Below are 16,153 nucleotides of genomic sequence, written 5' to 3'. Positions count from 1 at the left end.
GGGACGCCATAGCGCGGATTGGTTAACGGCCCGACAAGAGATTCGCCGTCAGCGCTCTTTGTCCCCGCCCCACCGCCAGCGCCAGCCGCCACGTGTCTTGGCGGCGCAAACGACAGTGAACAGCACGGTGGACAGCAGCATGATGGCGATCGCGGCCGGCAGCCCCACCTCACGGTCCCATTCGATGAGCAGACCCGACAGCAGCACGATGCCGACATAGGCCGCCAGTATAGCCCACCCTTGCCACGCGATCGGCAGGCCGGCGCCATAGCCGTGGGTTTTCTGCGCGAACCAGGCCTTGTCGTGTTTCTCGGTCATCTCAATCCTCCTTCGCCGGCCTGCCGCGCCTCGGTGGCTTGCTCTTCGGGACGTCCACGCCGCGCTTCGCCAGCGCCTCGCGCAGCAGCATCTCGATCTGCGCATTGGCGCTGCGCAATTCGGCCGCCGCCAGCCGCTCGATCGCGGCATGGACCGCCGGATCGAGACGGAGGGCAAAGGCCTTCTTCTGCATCGAACCTGCTCCGCGTGCCGCCAGATCAGTACAGCGAACCGGCGTTGACGACGGGATGCGCTTCGCGTTCGCCGCACAGCACCACCATCAGGTTCGACACCATGGCCGCGCGCCGTTCGTCGTCCATGTCGACGATCCCGTCGGCACTCAGCTTGGTCAGCGCGTCCTCGACCATGCCGACCGCGCCGAGCACGATCTTGGCCCGCGCCGCGATGATCGCGTCGGCCTGCTGGCGCTTGAGCATGGCGCTGGCGATCTCCGGCGCATAGGCAAGGTGGGTGAGACCCGCCTCGTCGACCACGATACCCGCGACCTTGAGGCGGTCGTTGAGCTCCTCGAGCAACTCGCGATTGACCACATCGCCGCTCCCGCGCAGCGTGACTTCCTCGTTCTCGAAGTCGTCATAAGGGTGGCGCGAACCAACGGTGCGCAGCCCTGCCTCGATCTGGATCTCGACGAACTCCTTGTAGTCGTCCACGTCGAAACTCGCTTGCGCGGTATCCTGCACGCGCCACACGACGTTGCAAGCGATCTCGATCGGGTTGCCGCGCAGATCGTTGATCTTCACCCGCTCCGAATGGATGTTGTGTGCGCGCGCGGAAACCTTGCTGCGCCCCATCCACGGCCAGACCCAGCGCAGCCCCTCGGTCCGCTCGCTGCCCTTGTATTCGCCGAACAGCGTGATCACCGCCGCCTGGTTAGGCTGGATCATGAAAAAGCCCGCCGCGACGATGCACAGGCCGATGATGGTCAGGACCAGCGTGCCGACGAACATCAGCTTGGCCGCCTTGGCGGCACCGGAGGCGGGCACCATGCCGGGCAGGGCGATCGCCGCGAACGCCAGCAGCGCGACGAGCACGATCAGCATGATGTAGCCGTTGTAGGACGAGGCCGGCACTTCGCGGCTCGTCTTCATCCCCTTCAGTTCCATGGTCATGACGAATCATTCCTCCGATATAATTATGATATCATCTTTATATCGCGGAGCGGGGGACGTCAATGGCGGGCGATCGCCCGCAGGAACGGCTCTCCATAGGCTTCGAGCTTTTTTGCCCCGACCCCGGGGAGTTGAGCCAATTGTGCAAGCGTTGCAGGGCGCGCTGCGGCCATTTCGCGCAGGGTCGCATCGTGGAAAATGACATAGGGCGGCACCTGCCCCTCGATCGCCAATTCGCGGCGCAATTCGCGCAAGGCATCGAACAGGGGATCGCCGACCGGGTTGGAAGCACCTCCGCCACCGCGCCCACGCCGCTCGCGCTTGGGCGGCAGGACGATCTCCACCTTCGCATCGCCCTTGAGGATCGCCCGCGCCGATCCGCCCAGCGCCAGCCCGCCATGCTCGGTCGCGACGAGGTCGCCGCGCGCCTGCAAGGCTCTCGCCAACGGCTGGAGCAGGCGCGCATCCTCGCCCTCGACGATGCCGAACACGCTCAGGCGGTCGTGCCCGCGCTGGCGCACGCGCTCGTCCCCGCTGCCGGTCAGGACTTTCTGCAAATGCCCCATGCCGAAGCTCTGGCCGGTGCGGTAAACGGCGGACAGCAGCTTGCGCGCAAGCTCGGTCACGTCGGTGACGCCCGGCTTTTCGAGACAATTGTCGCAATTGCCGCATTCGGCGGGCGGGTCCTCGCCGAAATGCCGCAGCAACACGGCGCGGCGGCACTCCGCCGTCTCGACCAGCCCGGCGAGTGCATTCAGCCGCGCGATCTCCGCCCCGCGCCGCGCCTCGTCCACCTCGGCCAGCCGCTGGCGCGCGGTGGCGAAATCGCCCGCGCCCCAGAACATCGTCGCGCGCGCCGGATCGCCGTCGCGTCCCGCGCGGCCGGTCTCCTGGTAATAGCCCTCGATCGACTTGGGCACGCCGACATGGGCGACAAAGCGGACGTCGGGCTTGTCGATCCCCATGCCGAAGGCGACCGTCGCGACGATCACCATATCCTCGCTCGCGACGAAGGCCGACTGGTTGGCCGCGCGCACTTCCGGATCGAGACCGGCATGATAGGGCAGCACCGGCCGCCCGGTCGCCGCCGCGAGCTTTTCCGCCAGATCCTCGACCTTGCGGCGGGTCGGCGCATAGACGATGCCGGGTCCCGGCTGCTCCGCCATCAGCACCGCCAGCTGGCGTACCGGATTGTCGCGATGGCGGATGGCGTAGCGGATATTCGGCCGGTCGAAGCCGGCCAGCACCAGCCCGTCCCCCGGGATACCCAGCTGTGCCATCACATCGGCGCGGGTCTGCTGGTCTGCCGTCGCGGTCAGCGCAAGGCGGGGGACATCGGGGAAGGCGTCCATCAACCCGCGCAGCAGGCGGTAATCGGGCCGGAAGTCGTGGCCCCATTCGGAGACGCAATGCGCCTCGTCCACCGCGAACAGCGCCAGCGGGGCTGCGGTCAGGAAATCCAGGAAAGCCGGCTGGCTCGCCCGCTCGGGCGCGACATAGAGCAAGTCAAGTTCGCCCGCACGGAAAGCGGCCTGCGTCTCGCGCCGGTCGGCATCGGCGCTCGTCAGCGTCGCCGCCCGGATGCCGTTGGCCCGCGCCGAGCGCAGCTGGTCGTGCATCAGCGCGATCAGCGGGCTGATGACCACGCAGGTGCCGTGCAGCATGGTCGCCGGCAGTTGGTAGGTCAGCGACTTGCCCGCCCCCGTAGGCATGACGGCGAGGGTCGAGCGACCGTCGAGCACCCGCTCCACCACTTCTGCCTGCCGGCCGCGGAATTCGTCGAAGCCGAATACGGCCTTGAGCTGCTCGCGGGCGGACTCGAGCGGAGGGGACAGGGTCGCGACCATGGCCCCTGATCGCCGTCGCGCTGCCGCGGCGCAACCGCTGGCGGGCGATTTTCCCCTTGCCCCGCACGCGTAAGTCGCGCTTTAGAGCGGCGCACACAGTCATTTCGTCAGGAGAGCCCGACATGAAGTTCCGTATCGCCCTTGCCGCCGCCGCCAGCATGGCCCTCGCCGCCTGTGGCAGCGCCGACGACGCATCGACCGAAGCCGAAGCCGACACCGTCGAAGTCGCCGCAGACGAAGCGCTGGTCGATGTCGATGCCGAGCCGGTCGAGGATGCTTCCGCAACCGAAGCCGATGTCGAAGCGGGCGAGGACACGGAGGCGACCGAGGCCGCCAGCATTCAGGAAGCGGGCGACAATGCCGCCGCGACCGCCGAAGCCGCCATGGATGCCATGGCCGATGATCTCGAAAACTGAGATCCATGAGGGCGGGCGCAATGCCCGCCCTTTTTGCATGACATGACCATCCGTCTGGCTCTCGCCCTGCCCGCACTCGGGCTGCTCGCGGCCTGTTCCGGCGATCAGCCGGAAGCGGTCGATCCCATTTCCGCGACCGAGCAGCAAGCGCTGGACGATGCGGCCGAGATGATCGAACAGCGCCGCCTGCCTCCCGAGGCGCTCGCTCCGCAGGATGAAACCGGCACCGCAGCCGAAGAGGACAACGAAGATGAGCAATGAACCCGACCCCGGCCCCAACCCCGGCATGGACGCGGATATCTTCGACCAGTTTCTCGACCAGCTGAACCGCTACGTCCGCGAACGCCTAATCCCGGCGGAAAGGGACGTGATCGAGAACGACGCGATCCCGGCCGACATCGTCGCCGAAATGAAGGACATGGGCCTGTTCGGCCTGACCGTGCCCGAAGAGTTCGGCGGCGCGGGCCTCAATTGCACGCAATATGCCAAGGTGGTGCACGCGATGGCCTATGCCGCGCCCGCCTTCCGTTCGATCTTCTCGATCAATGTCGGCATGTTCAATTCGGCGATCAAGAATGGCGGCACCGAAGCGCAGAAGGCCGAATGGTGGCCGAAGATCGCCGCCGGCGCGATCGCCTGCTTCGGCCTAACCGAACCGGGCTCGGGCAGCGACAGCGCAGCGATGGCAACCATCGCGCGTCCGGACCCGGACGGCAACGGCTGGATCCTTAACGGAACCAAGCGTTACATCACCAACGCGCCGCATGCCGATGTCGGCCTGATCATGGCGCGCACAGAGAAGGATGCGCTGCCCAAGAACGCGCATGTCTCCGCCTTCATCGTGCCGATGGACACGCCGGGCGTATCGACCTCCAGCCCCGACAAGAAGATGGGCCAGTCGGGCAGCCATATCTCCGATGTCATGCTCGATGACGTCCATGTCCCGGGCGACGCACTGCTGGGTGGGGAAACCGGCCAGGGCTTCCGCTTCGCGATGATGAGCCTCGACAACGGCCGCATCTCGGTGGGAGCCGCTTCGACCGGCTACGCGCGACGCGCACTCGATTCCGCGCTACGCTATGCCAACGAACGCAAGGCCTTCGGCGAGCCGATCGCGAACTTCCAGCTGATCCAGCAGATGCTGAGCGAAAGCTGGACCGAGATCTACGCCGCCGAAGCCATGATGGCCGACGTCACCGCCCGCGTCGATCGCGGCGAGAACACGGTCAAGCACGCTGCCGCCTTCAAGGTCTTCGCATCCGAAATGTGCGGCCGCGTGGTCGACCGCGTGGTGCAGATCTACGGCGGGGCGGGCTATCTCGCCGAATATGACGCCGAACGCTTCTTCCGCGATGCACGCATCTACCGCATCTACGAAGGCACGACGCAGATCCTCCAGCTGCAGATCGCCAAGCACATGCTGCGCGATTTCGCGAGCGGTCTTTGATCTGCTCGCCTGACGGCTCGGCTGTGCCATCCCACGCCCCCTCCCGGCCACCCACGGCACGGTATTCTATGGGTGGCATGGAGGGGGCGTGGGATGGCGCAGCAAGGGTCGGACGGATGTCGGACCCGCACGCAACAGGGACTCGCTGATGTACGACTTTCTCAAGGGTCTGAGCATCCTCGAGGTCTCGAGCTTCGTGGCCTCGCCCACCGTCGGCCTCTATTGCGGGCAGTTCGGTGCGGAGGTGATCCGCGTCGACCACAAGGAAGGCGGGCTCGATTACGACCGTTTCATGCTGGCGGACAACGGCCGTTCGCTGGCGTGGGAAAACCTCAACCGTACCAAGAAGTCCGTCGCGCTGGACCTGCGCAGCGGCGAAGGGCGCGAACTATGCGTCGAACTCGCCAGCAAGATCGGCCAATGCGTCACCAACCTGCCCGAAAAGAGCTTCCTCAGCCACGCCGCGATGGCGAAGGGGCGCGAGGACATGGTCTCGGTCCGCATCATGGGCTGGCACGACGGCAGGCAGGCGATGGATTTCACCGTCAATGCCGCCGCCGGCTATCCGCTGATGACCGGGCCGGCCGACTGGGACCCTGCGACTGCGCCGCCGGTCAACCAGCTCATGCCCGCCTGGGACTTCCTGACCGGAGCCTATTGCGCCTTCACCCTGCTTGCGGCGCTGCGGCACCGTGACGCCACTGGCGAAGGCGCGGAAATCCGCGTCCCGCTGGGCGACGTGGCGATCGGGACGCTGGCGAATTCGGGCACCATGGCCGAGATGCTGTTCCGCGGCGGCGACCGCGAGCGACTCGGCAATGCGATCTGGGGCGCGTTCGGCAGCGACATGATCACACGGGACGGGGTGCGCTTCATGGTCGCCGCGCTCACCGCCAAGCAGTGGGACGGCATCGTCGAGGCCTTCGGGCTGGCGGACGAGATCGCCGCGCTGGAAGCCGAGCTCGGCGTGCGCTTCGCCGAAGGCGACACGCCGCGCTTCCAGCATCGCGACCGGTTGCTGGCCCTGTTCCAGGCCGTAGCGAGCCGGCACGACTATGCCGAGCTCGAGAAACGCATGGCCGCCGCGGGCACGACGTATGAACGGTATCGCACGCCTTACGAGGCCTCGAAGGATCCGGTGCTGGTCGACACCAACCCGCTGTTCGGGCGCACGCCCGACAACCCCAGCGGCTTCGACTACCCGGTGGCGCGCAGCTTCGCCAACATGCCCGACAAGCCGCGCGGCGAACCCAGGCGCGCGCCCTATCTCGGCGAACACACCGAGGAAGTTCTCGCCGACACGCTGGGCCTTTCATCCGGAGCCATCGGCAAGCTCGTGGAGCGCGGCATCGCCGCCCCGAGCGACGAGGGCCACGACTATTCCAAGACCAGGATCATGCCATGACATCAAACCGCCGCGTTGCCATCTGCAAGCCCTTGAGAACCCCCGTCGGACGCTTTCTCGGCAGCCTCGCCCCGCTCGAGGCCGGGCAGCTTGGCGCCATCATCATCAAGGCGCTGGTCGAGCGCAGCGGCATCGATCCGACCCGCGTCGACGACGTCGTGTTTTCGCAAGGTTACGGCAGCGGCGAGGCACCCGCGATCGGCCACTGGAGCTGGCTCGCAGCGGGCTACCCGGAGGAGGTGCCCGGCTTCCAGCTCGATCGGCGCTGCGGTTCGGGCCTGCAGGCTGTCGCGACGGCGGCGATGATGGTCCAGACCGGCGTTGCGGACTGCGTGCTCGCGGGCGGCGTAGAGAGCATGTCGAACGTCGAGCATTACACGACTGCGGTGCGCAATGGCGTGCGGATGGGCGACATGCAGCTATGGGACCGCCTCACGCGTGGCCGCCTGATGAGCCAGCCGATCGAACGCTACGGCGTCATCACCGGCATGATCGAGACGGCGGAGAATCTCGCCAAGGATTATGGCATCACCCGCGAGGAAGCCGATGCCTTTGCCGTGCGCAGCCACCGGAATGCGACGCGCGCGTGGGAGGAGGGCAAATTCGACGAGCAACTTGTTCCGGTCGAAATCCCGCAGCGCAAGGGCGATCCGCTCGTCTTCGCCAAGGACGAAGGCTTCCGCCCCGATGCGAGCTTGGAGACGCTGGGCACCTTGCGCGCCATCGACCTCAAGCGCGACCCCGATGCCATCGTGACGGCAGGCAACGCCAGCCAGCAGAACGACGCCGCGGCGGCCTGCCTCGTCGTGGCGGAGGACAAGGTTGCCGAACTCGGGCTCGAACCGATCCTGTGGTTCCATTCGTGGAGCGCGGCGGGCTGCGATCCCAGCCGCATGGGCATCGGCCCGGTCCCGGCGGTCGAGCGGCTGTTCGCGCGCAATGGGCTGGGTTGGGACGACATTGACCTCATCGAATTGAACGAGGCCTTCGCCCCGCAGGCGCTCGCGGTGCTCAAGGGCTGGGGCTTTGCCGATGACGATAGCCGCCGCGAGATCGTCAACGTCAACGGCTCGGGCATCTCGCTCGGCCACCCGATCGGCGCGACCGGAATCCGCATTCTCGCCGACATGGCGCACGAGATGCAGCGGCGGGGTTCGCGCTATGGCCTAGAGACCATGTGCATCGGGGGCGGGCAGGGTATGGCCGCCGTGTTCGAACGCGCCGCCTGATGGGCACCTGGAACGACTGGCTCGGGCGCGAACAGGTCGCCCGCGACACGCTCGACTCCGCCCTTGCCGCGCGCTGGGCAGCGACGCTTGACCGCGATGTCCCGGACAGCGGTCGCATGCCGCAGGGTATCCATTTGTGCCTCTGCACACCCGAGGCACCCACCGCAGCACTCGGCGAGGACGGCCATCCGCTGCGCGACGACAACCCCGACGGGTTCCTGCCGCCGGTTCCCTTGCCGCGCCGCATGTGGGCCTCGAGCAACATGCGCTTCCACCAGCCATTGGCCATCGGCGACGCGATCGAGCGGACCTCGCGCATCGCGGCGATCGAGGAAAAGAGCGGGCGCAGCGGCACGCTCGTGTTCGTCGAAATCGAGCACGAAACCCGCGCGAATGGCGCGCTGGCCGTGAACGAACGCCAGACGCTGGTCTATCGCGAGGCGGCCACTGCCGATGCCCCGCTCCAGCCCCCGCCGCCGGGCGAAGGGCGCTTCGATTCGTCGGGCTGGGACGCGCACAGGGAGATCACCCCCGACCCTCGCCTGCTGTTCCGCTATTCGGCGCTGACCTTCAACACGCACCGCATCCACTACGATGCGCCCTATGCGCAGGAGGTGGAACGCTATCGCGGGTTGGTGGTCCATGGGCCCCTGATGGCGAGCCTGCTGCTCCAGCTGGCTGCCGCCGAGTTCGGCGAGAACCGCCTGGCCGGGTTCGGCTTCCGCGCGATGAGCCCGGCGATCGCGGACGAGCCGCTCCACCTCGTCATGCGGCAGGAAAGTGCCGGAATCGAGATGGCGGCTATCGCGTCCGACGGGCGCGAGTGCCTGAAGGCGCGCGCCTCGCTCGCCTAGGGAATCGGGAACGGCGCGATCGGCTTCAGCACCGAATACCGCTCGGCTTGCGGTTCGCGCCCCAACTCGGGGAAGTCGATCGGCACGGGCTCGACTTGCAGGTCGGGCAGGCGGTCCAACAGGTCGCGCACCAGCGTCAGCCGCCCGCGCTTCTGGTCGTTGAAATCGACCAGCGTCCACGGTGCCCACTCGGTATGCGTCGCCTTAAGCATCGCCTCGCGCGCTTGGGTATAGGCATCGTATTTGTCGCGCGCGGCGAGATCCACGGGCGACAGCTTCCACCGTTTGAGGGGGTCCTCCAGCCGCTCGCGCAACCGCTCTTCCTGCTGCGCCTGGTCTGCCGCGAGCCAGTATTTGAACAGCAGGATGCCGTCCTCGACCAGCATCTTCTCGAAGGTCGGCGCCTGTTCCAGGAAAGCCTCGACCTGCGCCTCGCTGGCATAACCCATCACCCGCTCGACGCCCGCGCGGTTGTACCAGCTGCGGTCGAACAGGACGATCTCGCCCGCGCTCGGCAGGTGCGCGACATAGCGCTGGAAGTACCACTGGGTCTGTTCAGCCTCGGTCGGCTTCGACAGCGCAACCGTGCGGCACTGGCGGGGATTGAGCCGCTCCCGCACCGCCTGGATGGCGCCGCCCTTGCCGGCCGTATCGCGCCCTTCGAAGATCACCACGATCCGCTGGCCGGTGCTGCGCGCCCAGCGCGCCATGCCGACGAGTTCTTCCTCCATCGGATCGAGCACGGCTTCGTATTCCTTGCGATTCATCGGCTCCATCTCCCGATTTGTGCGCCGCGCCGAAAGCTAGTATCATCGGCAACGATATGGCGACACTTGCAGAACCCGAACAGGACTTTAGCCGTCTGCCCGATCTTCCGGCGGATGTCTTCACCGCACCGCTGAAAAAGCCCGAGCATGTCGGCGACGACTGGCTCGAGCCCAAGCAGAAAGTCTACGATAGCGACGACGACGCAATCTGGAACGACCTGTTCGCCCGCCAGATGGAGGTCCTGCCGGGCCGCGCGGCGAGCGCGTTCATGGCCGGCCTGCAGAAACTCAATCTCGACCGCGGCGGCGTTCCCGAATTCGGCAAGCTGTCGGAGGATCTGAACGCGCTGACCGGATGGACCGTCGTGCCGGTGCCGATGCTGATCCCCGATCACGTGTTCTTCTGGCACCTCGCCAACCGGCGGTTCCCGGCAGGCAATTTCATCCGCACGCGCGAGACCTTCGATTACATCCAGGAGCCCGACGTCTTCCACGACGTCTTCGGCCACGTGCCGATGCTGACCGACCCGGTCTATGCGGATTACATGCAGGAATATGGCCGCGCCGGGTGGAAGGCGATGCGCTACAACCGGCTGAAGGCGCTCGGCTCCCTCTACTGGTACACGGTCGAGTTCGGGCTGATCCAGGAGCAGGACGGGATCAAGGCCTATGGTGCCGGGATTCTCTCGGGCCCTACTGAAGTGGTCTACGCGACCGAGGCACAGAGCCCCAACCGGATCATGCTGAATGTCGACCGGGTCATGCGCACCGATTACGTGATCAGCGACCTGCAGCCGACATACTTCGTGATCGAGACCTTCGAGGATCTTTACCGCCAGACGGTAGAACGCGATTTCGACAAGCTCTACCGGCACCTCGGCCCCGGTTTCACCTATGCCAATACCGCGGTGATCGACGTCGATTACGTGGTGAACGAGGGCACGCTCGAATATACGCTGCGCGGCGGACGCGGGAGCGGCGCAAAGCCCGTCTGATTGCCCGCCCGCCACAGAAAAACGGCCCGGGATCGCTCCCGGGCCGTTTTCTTTTCGACTTCGATGCGGGCGATTATTCGGCGGGAGCCGTTTCGTCCATCGCTTCGCCCTGTTCTTCCATGGCGTCGGCCTGGTCTTCGGCAGCGTCGGTCATGGCGTCTTCCTGGGCGTCGGTGATCTGGCCGGCGTCTTCCATGGCTTCGGCCTGCTCGTTCACGACTTCGGCCTGCTGTTCGCCGGCGTCTTCCATGGCATTTTCGTTTGCGCCGTCACATGCAGCGACACCGAGGCTAAGAGCGGCAGCCGAAGCGACGAGAGTAAGCTTGTTGAACTTCATGGTGTACTTCCCCTTGAATTGGGAGCCGGGTTTCCCCCCGGAACTCCTCTGTGGTAAATATGGAACTAGGGATCAGCGCAACGCGCGCTGCCGAACCAGGTTCAGGACCCCGACCGCGATAACGGCCCCCAGCACGGCCCACAACAGGGCAATGCCGCTGACCGCACCGAAGATCGAGCCGTTTCCGCCGACCAGGCCGGCGACCAGCGAACCGACGACACCAGCACCAGCATTGGCAAGAATGCCGCGCCCGTCTTCGATACGCAGGATGATCGTCGCCAGCCATCCGAGGACGGCTCCTACGACGATCAGAATCAAAAGGCCCATCGGACAATCCCCAATACTCGTTCTCCGGACATCAAATCCCCGAACGCGCTATGGTTCCGCGTTTGTGTCAAAAAAAAGACCGCGGATGGCGCAATCAGGCCAGGACGAACCAGTACAGGCCGACGCTGCCCAGCGCGATCCGGTACCAAGCAAACGGTGAAAAGCCGTGCCTTGCGACGTAGGCGACAAACAGGCGAATGACCGCAAGAGCGGTGAGAAAAGCGGCCGTGAAGCCGAGGGCGATCTCATCCCATCCGATCAGCGACCCTCCAGCGAACATCGCCGGATCGTCAGCGATCTTTACCGTTGCCGCTCCGAGCATGGTGGGAACGGCGAGGAAGAAGGAAAACTCGGCAGCTGTCTTGCGGCCCACTCCCATCGCGAGCGCGCCGAGAATGCTCGATGCGGAGCGGCTGGTTCCGGGGATCATGGCGAGACACTGAGCGAGCCCGATGGCCAGACATACCTTCCAGGACAATGCCGCCACACCGGTATCCTCGCCCGGCGGGATGATCTTTTCGAGCACGAGGATCGCGATACCGCCCACGATCAGCGCAACCGCCACGACCACGGGACTGCCCAGCATGAGCTCGATCGCGTCCTTCGCGAGCAAGCCGATGATGGCCGCTGGCAGGAAGCCCAGCACGATGTTGCGCACAAAGCGCACCGACGCGGGTTCCCACCGCAGAAAGCCGGTTCCCATCTGCCAGAACAGCGCACGATAGGACACGACGACCGCGAGGATGGCGCCCAGCTGGATTACGACGTTGAACTGGCTCCATTGTGCGGGATCGTAACCGAAGAAGCCTTGGGCAAGGATCAGGTGTCCCGTCGAAGAAACGGGCAGGAATTCCGTCAGGCCTTCCAGGATGCCGAGCAGGATCGCAGTTATGGTCGTAGTCATTAGCGGCGGTCCATGAAGAAAGGGCGGAGCAAGTCAAGCGACCTGCTCCGCCCTTCGGGTGTTTTAGCGACGAACCGGCCTTACCAGATGCGAATGCGCTGTTCCGGCGGCAGATAGAGTTCGTCGTCCGGGGTGATACCGAACGCCTCGTACCACTCGTCGAAATTGCGGACGATGCCGTTGACCCGGTAATAAGACGGGCTGTGCGGATCGGTACGCAGCTGCTGGCGAAGAGCGTCTTCGCGCTGGGTGGCGCGCCATACCTGAGCCCAGGCAAGGAAGAAGCGCTGGTCGCCGGTCAGGCCGTCGATCACCGGCACATCCTTGCCCGCGGTTGCCAGCTTGTAGGCGCGATAGGCCATGCTGAGCCCGCCGAGATCGCCGATATTCTCGCCAAGGGTCAGGCGCCCGTTGACGCAGGTCTTGCCTTCGTCGAGCGGGCAGAACTTGTCGTACTGGGCGACAAGCGCATCGGTCAGTTTGTCGAAATTGGCGCGGTCCTCGTCGGTCCACCAGTTGCGCAGCGCACCGGTGGCGTCGAACTTCGAACCCTGGTCGTCGAATCCATGGCCCATTTCGTGGCCGATCACGCCGCCGATGGCGCCGTAATTAACGGCCAGGTCCGCATCCGGCCCGAAAAACGGCTGCTGCAGGATGCCCGCCGGGAAGACGATCTCGTTCTTGAGCGGGTTGTAATAGGCATTCACCGTCTGCGGCAGCATGCCCCACTCGGTGCGATCGATGGGTTCGCCCAGCTTATCGAGATTGTCCTGCCAGTTCCAGCGGGCCGCCGCGAACCGGTTGGCCAGGGGATTGCCCGCCTCGACTTCGAGGCCCTCGTAGGTCTCGAGATTGTCGCGATAGCCGATCTTCGGGTCGAAGCTGGCGAGCTTGGCCATGGCCTGCGTCTTCGATGCGTCGCCCATCCAGTCGATTTCGTCGAGCGAGGCAGCCATGGCCTTGCGCAGGTTCGCGACGAGCTCTTCCATCGATTCCTTGCTCGACGGGGGGAAGTAGCGCGCGGCATACGACTTGCCGAGCAGTTCGCCGAACAGGCTCTCCGTCTCCCCGATCGCCCGCTTCCAGCGCGGGCGCTGTTCGGGCGTGCCGTTTAGCAGCGTGCCGAAGAAGGCGAAGTCCGCCGCATCGATTTCCGAGCCGAGGATGGAGGAATTGTTCTCCATGAACTCCTTGATGGTCCAAGCCTGCAGCGTTGCGACCGGGGTGTTCTCGAGCAGCTCGAGCATGCCTTCGAAACCCGAACCCAGCTTGGCCATGGTTTCGTCCGTCAGGCCGAGTTCCTTGGCGCGTTCGGCGCTTGGCCTCAGGTCGGTGACGATGTAGCGATCGGTATCGCCGAAGCCAGATGCACTGATCATGGTCTGCAACGGGAAATCGCCGGCCAGATCCGACAGCTCTGCCGGGGTGAACGGGCTGTAGAAAAGATCCGCGTTGCGGCTTGCCGCGCGGTCGGAAGCAACGTTGCGGGCGATCTTGTCTTCGAAGGCATAGACTGCAGCGGTGGCCGCTTCAGGATCGGCATAGCCGGCCTTGCCGAACAGGAAGGCGAGGTACTCCCTGTACTTCGCCTTGATGTTCTCGCCCTTTTCGGTGGTGTCGGTGTAATAGTCGCGATCGGGCAGGCCCAGCCCGCCGGTGCCGAGATAGACCGAGTAGCGATCGGTTTCTTTCGCATCGACTTCGACCTGGCCGCCGAGCGGCGAGGGCATGCCGGGCATGGCCCACAAGGTCAGCAGCTTGTCGAGCGAATCCGCGGCAATGATCTGATTGAGGTAGGGCTGCGCCTGCGCGAGGCCATTCGCATCGATCGCAGCCGTATCGAGATAGGAATCATATACCGCAACGATGCGCTGCTCGTCGGCAGTCAGCGTTGCGGGATCCTTGGCGTTGAGTTCGTCCACCAGAGCCTTGACGTCGCTGGTCGACTTCTCGCGCAGCAGGTTGAAGGCACCGAAGCGGCTGAATTCGGGCGGCAGCGGGTTCTCGTCGAGCCACTTCTGGTTGGCATAGGCGAAAAAGTCGTCACCCGGATCGATGTCAGGGGAGAGCGAGGCCGGATCGAAGCCCCAGGTGCCGAAGCTCATCGTCGGCAGCGGGGTAGCTTGCTCAGTCTTCTTTTCTTCGTGGTGGTCGGCAAGAGCCGGCGTCGCGAGGGTAAGCGCCAGGGCGCTTGCGCCGACGGCAAGCAGGTTACGGATCATCGATGCAGTCTCCCAATACAGGATCGCGGCCCGAACGGGCCGGAATCAGAATGGCGCAGCGGTACCACCATCCACCGCAGTCGCGAAGGCGTTCATCGGCTTCGTGACGTCATTGGCCGAGAAATCAGGTCTCTTCGAGCACGAATTGCAGCTTGGCGAGCCGAGCATACAGGCCGCCGTTGGCCGAGAGCGCGTCGTGCGTACCCTGTTCGACAATCCGCCCGTCTTCCATGACCACGATCCGGTCGGCAGCGCGAACGGTCGAGAGCCGGTGGGCGATGACAAGCGTCGTGCGGTCTTCCATGAGGTGCTCGAGCGCGTCCTGCACCAGCTTCTCGCTTTCCGCATCGAGCGCACTGGTCGCTTCGTCGAGCAGCAGGATGGGTGCATCGCGCAACAGGGCACGGGCGATCGCCATGCGCTGGCGCTGGCCGCCCGAAAGCTGCGTGCCGCTTTCGCCGAGATAGGTGTCGAGACCCTGCGGCAGCTTTTCGAGGAACTCGGCTGCATTGGCGGCACGCGCGGCGGCCCAGATATCCTCGTCACTCGCGTCCCAGTTGCCGTAGCGCAGGTTGTCGCGGGCGTTGGCGCTGAACAGCACCCCTTCCTGCGGGACATACGCCATGCGACGGCGGATTTCCGCGGGATCGGCACTGGTCAGCGGCACGCCGTCGAGCCGGATCGAGCCCGCCTGCGGGTCGTAGAACCGTTCGGCGAGCTGGAATATGGTCGACTTGCCCGCGCCCGAGGGGCCGACAATAGCGACGGTCTCGCCCGGTTCGACCTCGAGGCTGAAATCGCTGATCGCCGGGGTTTCGAGCCGCGTAGGATAGCGGAAGGTAACGTTCCGAAAAGACAGGCTGCCGCGCGGTGGTGCCGGCAAAGCCTGCGGCCGCGCCGGCGCGGTGATGGTCGGCTTTTCCTCGAGCAGTTCGGCAAGGCGGCTCGCCGCTCCCGCGCCCCGCAGCAAGTCGCCATAGACCTCGGTCAGTGCACCGAACGCACCCGCCACCAGACCGGCTGTCAGGACGAAAGCGGCGATGGTGCCACCGGAGATCGTGCCTTCGCCCACGGCTTCCGCGCCGCGCCACACCAGCATGGTAATGCCGCCGAAAACGCACAGGATCACGACTGCGGTCATGATCGCGCGGATGATCACCCGGCGCTTGGCGACGCTGAACGTTCGCTCTACCGCTTCCTCGAACCGCTGGTGCTCGCGGGTTTCCTGATTGAAGCCCTGGACGATCTTCATCGCGCCGAGCACTTCGGTGACCATCGCCCCGATATCGGCCACCCGGTCCTGGCTGGTCCGGCTAACCTTGCGCAGGCGCCGCCCGAAATAGGTGATCGGAACGACGACGCATGGGATGATCAGGAACAGGCCCAGCGTCAGGCTAGGCACAAGCCAGAAGAGATAGGCCGTCCCGCCGATGGCCATCAGCGTGTTGCGCAGCGCCACCGACACGGTTGTGCCGACAACGGTTTCGATCAGCGCCGTATCGCTGGTCATGCGACTGGAAATTTCCTTGGGGCTGTTCTCTTCGTAGAACCCCGGTGCCAGCCGCAGCAGGTTTTCCTGCACGCGCAGACGGATATCGGCGACCACACGCTCGCCGAGCCAGCTGACGAAATAGAACCGCATGGCCGTACCTATCGCGAGTACGCCGACGATCATCAGCAGATAGCGGAACCAGCGGCCCATTGCTTCAGGATCGGCCCCTTCCGCGAAGCCCTTGTCGATCACCATCTTGAACCCGGCCGGAATCGCCAGCGTTGCGGCCGCGGTGATGAATAGCGCGATCACCGCCAGCGCGACATGACCCGGGTATTTCGTGGCCGACTGCCACACCATGCGCAGTGGCTTGAGCGACCGTTCGCGCGGTTCGCCGGCCCTGCCTTTGCGCCCGAAGCGGCGGCGCTTTTGCGCCTTGTCGTCGATTTGCCCGTCCATGACC

17 protein-coding genes are annotated in these 16,153 nt (G+C 65.3%); 7 read left to right on the top strand and 10 right to left on the bottom strand.

What is annotated here, in order from left to right; genetic code table 11:
• Nucleotides 1-48 precede the first annotated feature (48 nt).
• Genes K3172_RS02965 through recQ form a run of 4 tightly spaced genes read right to left on the bottom strand, consistent with a single transcriptional unit; the run spans nucleotide 49 to nucleotide 3,295 of the window.
• Nucleotides 49-318: a hypothetical protein gene (locus K3172_RS02965; RefSeq protein ID WP_221586975.1), complete on the bottom strand. Its 270-nt coding sequence runs from the start codon at nucleotides 316-318 to the stop codon at nucleotides 49-51.
• A gap of 1 nt (nucleotide 319) precedes the next feature.
• On the bottom strand, nucleotides 320-511 hold the full coding sequence (locus K3172_RS02960) for a type II toxin-antitoxin system antitoxin (RefSeq protein WP_221586974.1): 192 nt from the start codon (nucleotides 509-511) through the stop codon (nucleotides 320-322).
• Between the two features lie 25 nt (nucleotides 512-536).
• Nucleotides 537-1,448, bottom strand: coding sequence for an SPFH domain-containing protein (locus K3172_RS02955; RefSeq protein ID WP_247717909.1), 912 nt, complete (start codon nucleotides 1,446-1,448; stop codon nucleotides 537-539).
• 59 nt (nucleotides 1,449-1,507) lie between these two features.
• On the bottom strand, nucleotides 1,508-3,295 hold the full coding sequence (gene recQ / locus K3172_RS02950; RefSeq protein ID WP_221586973.1) for a DNA helicase RecQ: 1,788 nt from the start codon (nucleotides 3,293-3,295) through the stop codon (nucleotides 1,508-1,510).
• A gap of 122 nt (nucleotides 3,296-3,417) precedes the next feature.
• Between recQ and K3172_RS02945 the strand changes: the two genes are divergently transcribed.
• The 6 genes from K3172_RS02945 to K3172_RS02920 all read left to right on the top strand — a co-directional run bounded on the left by K3172_RS02945 (nucleotide 3,418) and on the right by K3172_RS02920 (nucleotide 8,646).
• Complete coding sequence (locus K3172_RS02945) at nucleotides 3,418-3,711, top strand: hypothetical protein (protein ID WP_221586972.1); 294 nt, start codon at nucleotides 3,418-3,420, stop codon at nucleotides 3,709-3,711.
• 42 nt (nucleotides 3,712-3,753) lie between these two features.
• Entirely contained in the window at nucleotides 3,754-3,972 is a 219-nt protein-coding gene (locus tag K3172_RS02940; protein WP_221586971.1) for a hypothetical protein, read from the top strand.
• Complete coding sequence (locus K3172_RS02935) at nucleotides 3,962-5,158, top strand: acyl-CoA dehydrogenase family protein (protein ID WP_247717908.1); 1,197 nt, start codon at nucleotides 3,962-3,964, stop codon at nucleotides 5,156-5,158. The genes K3172_RS02940 and K3172_RS02935 overlap by 11 nt, the downstream gene beginning before the upstream one ends.
• A gap of 148 nt (nucleotides 5,159-5,306) precedes the next feature.
• Nucleotides 5,307-6,563 (top strand): CoA transferase, encoded by a 1,257-nt coding sequence (locus K3172_RS02930; protein WP_221586970.1) that lies wholly within the window; start codon nucleotides 5,307-5,309, stop codon nucleotides 6,561-6,563.
• Complete coding sequence (locus tag K3172_RS02925) at nucleotides 6,560-7,792, top strand: acetyl-CoA C-acetyltransferase (protein ID WP_221586969.1); 1,233 nt, start codon at nucleotides 6,560-6,562, stop codon at nucleotides 7,790-7,792. Before K3172_RS02930 ends, K3172_RS02925 begins: the two co-directional genes overlap by 4 nt.
• Nucleotides 7,792-8,646 carry an HTD2 family dehydratase gene (locus K3172_RS02920; RefSeq protein WP_221586968.1) on the top strand — a complete coding sequence of 285 codons (855 nt, stop codon included), beginning with the start codon at nucleotides 7,792-7,794 and terminating at the stop codon, nucleotides 8,644-8,646. Before K3172_RS02925 ends, K3172_RS02920 begins: the two co-directional genes overlap by 1 nt.
• Here K3172_RS02920 and ppk2 read toward each other — a convergent pair.
• Nucleotides 8,643-9,422, bottom strand: coding sequence for a polyphosphate kinase 2 (gene ppk2 / locus K3172_RS02915; protein WP_221586967.1), 780 nt, complete (start codon nucleotides 9,420-9,422; stop codon nucleotides 8,643-8,645). The two genes, K3172_RS02920 and ppk2, sit on opposite strands and share 4 nt — an antisense overlap.
• Before the next feature lie 47 nt (nucleotides 9,423-9,469).
• Here ppk2 and phhA point away from each other — a divergent pair, with 47 nt between their 5' ends.
• The gene (gene phhA, locus K3172_RS02910) at nucleotides 9,470-10,408 is read left to right on the top strand and encodes a phenylalanine 4-monooxygenase (RefSeq protein WP_221586966.1); all 939 of its coding nucleotides are present in this window, start codon (nucleotides 9,470-9,472) and stop codon (nucleotides 10,406-10,408) included.
• A gap of 73 nt (nucleotides 10,409-10,481) precedes the next feature.
• Here phhA and K3172_RS02905 read toward each other — a convergent pair whose 3' ends face one another.
• The 5 genes from K3172_RS02905 to K3172_RS02885 form a co-directional block, all read right to left on the bottom strand.
• Complete coding sequence (locus tag K3172_RS02905) at nucleotides 10,482-10,745, bottom strand: hypothetical protein (RefSeq protein ID WP_221586965.1); 264 nt, start codon at nucleotides 10,743-10,745, stop codon at nucleotides 10,482-10,484.
• 72 nt (nucleotides 10,746-10,817) lie between these two features.
• Entirely contained in the window at nucleotides 10,818-11,072 is a 255-nt protein-coding gene (locus K3172_RS02900; RefSeq protein ID WP_221586964.1) for a GlsB/YeaQ/YmgE family stress response membrane protein, read from the bottom strand.
• Nucleotides 11,073-11,166: 94 nt separating this feature from the next.
• Nucleotides 11,167-11,976, bottom strand: coding sequence for an undecaprenyl-diphosphate phosphatase (locus K3172_RS02895; RefSeq protein ID WP_221586963.1), 810 nt, complete (start codon nucleotides 11,974-11,976; stop codon nucleotides 11,167-11,169).
• An 80-nt stretch (nucleotides 11,977-12,056) separates the two neighbouring features.
• Nucleotides 12,057-14,198 carry a M13 family metallopeptidase gene (locus K3172_RS02890; protein ID WP_221586962.1) on the bottom strand — a complete coding sequence of 714 codons (2,142 nt, stop codon included), beginning with the start codon at nucleotides 14,196-14,198 and terminating at the stop codon, nucleotides 12,057-12,059.
• Between the two features lie 124 nt (nucleotides 14,199-14,322).
• Nucleotides 14,323-16,149 (bottom strand): ABC transporter transmembrane domain-containing protein, encoded by a 1,827-nt coding sequence (locus K3172_RS02885; protein ID WP_221586961.1) that lies wholly within the window; start codon nucleotides 16,147-16,149, stop codon nucleotides 14,323-14,325.
• Nucleotides 16,150-16,153: the final 4 nt, after the last annotated feature.

This window comes from Qipengyuania proteolytica (assembly GCF_019711565.1).
Classification (GTDB): Bacteria; Pseudomonadota; Alphaproteobacteria; order Sphingomonadales; family Sphingomonadaceae; genus Qipengyuania; species Qipengyuania proteolytica.
The sequence above is the reverse complement of the archived record's forward strand: the minus strand, read 5'-3'. Positions and strand labels throughout refer to the sequence as shown.

Excerpts from the sequence above, each read along its gene's own strand:
- K3172_RS02965 (WP_221586975.1), bottom strand. The coding sequence starts at position 318 with ATGACCGAGAAACACGACAAGGCCTGGTTCGCGCAGAAAACCCACGGC.
- K3172_RS02960 (WP_221586974.1), bottom strand. The coding sequence starts at position 511 with ATGCAGAAGAAGGCCTTTGCCCTCCGTCTCGATCCGGCGGTCCATGCC.
- K3172_RS02955 (WP_247717909.1), bottom strand. The coding sequence starts at position 1,448 with ATGACCATGGAACTGAAGGGGATGAAGACGAGCCGCGAAGTGCCGGCC.
- recQ (WP_221586973.1), bottom strand. The coding sequence starts at position 3,295 with ATGGTCGCGACCCTGTCCCCTCCGCTCGAGTCCGCCCGCGAGCAGCTC.
- K3172_RS02945 (WP_221586972.1), top strand. The coding sequence starts at position 3,418 with ATGAAGTTCCGTATCGCCCTTGCCGCCGCCGCCAGCATGGCCCTCGCC.
- K3172_RS02940 (WP_221586971.1), top strand. The coding sequence starts at position 3,754 with ATGACCATCCGTCTGGCTCTCGCCCTGCCCGCACTCGGGCTGCTCGCG.
- K3172_RS02935 (WP_247717908.1), top strand. The coding sequence starts at position 3,962 with ATGAGCAATGAACCCGACCCCGGCCCCAACCCCGGCATGGACGCGGAT.
- K3172_RS02930 (WP_221586970.1), top strand. The coding sequence starts at position 5,307 with ATGTACGACTTTCTCAAGGGTCTGAGCATCCTCGAGGTCTCGAGCTTC.
- K3172_RS02925 (WP_221586969.1), top strand. The coding sequence starts at position 6,560 with ATGACATCAAACCGCCGCGTTGCCATCTGCAAGCCCTTGAGAACCCCC.
- K3172_RS02920 (WP_221586968.1), top strand. The coding sequence starts at position 7,792 with ATGGGCACCTGGAACGACTGGCTCGGGCGCGAACAGGTCGCCCGCGAC.
- ppk2 (WP_221586967.1), bottom strand. The coding sequence starts at position 9,422 with ATGGAGCCGATGAATCGCAAGGAATACGAAGCCGTGCTCGATCCGATG.
- phhA (WP_221586966.1), top strand. The coding sequence starts at position 9,470 with ATGGCGACACTTGCAGAACCCGAACAGGACTTTAGCCGTCTGCCCGAT.
- K3172_RS02905 (WP_221586965.1), bottom strand. The coding sequence starts at position 10,745 with ATGAAGTTCAACAAGCTTACTCTCGTCGCTTCGGCTGCCGCTCTTAGC.
- K3172_RS02900 (WP_221586964.1), bottom strand. The coding sequence starts at position 11,072 with ATGGGCCTTTTGATTCTGATCGTCGTAGGAGCCGTCCTCGGATGGCTG.
- K3172_RS02895 (WP_221586963.1), bottom strand. The coding sequence starts at position 11,976 with ATGACTACGACCATAACTGCGATCCTGCTCGGCATCCTGGAAGGCCTG.
- K3172_RS02890 (WP_221586962.1), bottom strand. The coding sequence starts at position 14,198 with ATGATCCGTAACCTGCTTGCCGTCGGCGCAAGCGCCCTGGCGCTTACC.
- K3172_RS02885 (WP_221586961.1), bottom strand. The coding sequence starts at position 16,149 with ATGGACGGGCAAATCGACGACAAGGCGCAAAAGCGCCGCCGCTTCGGG.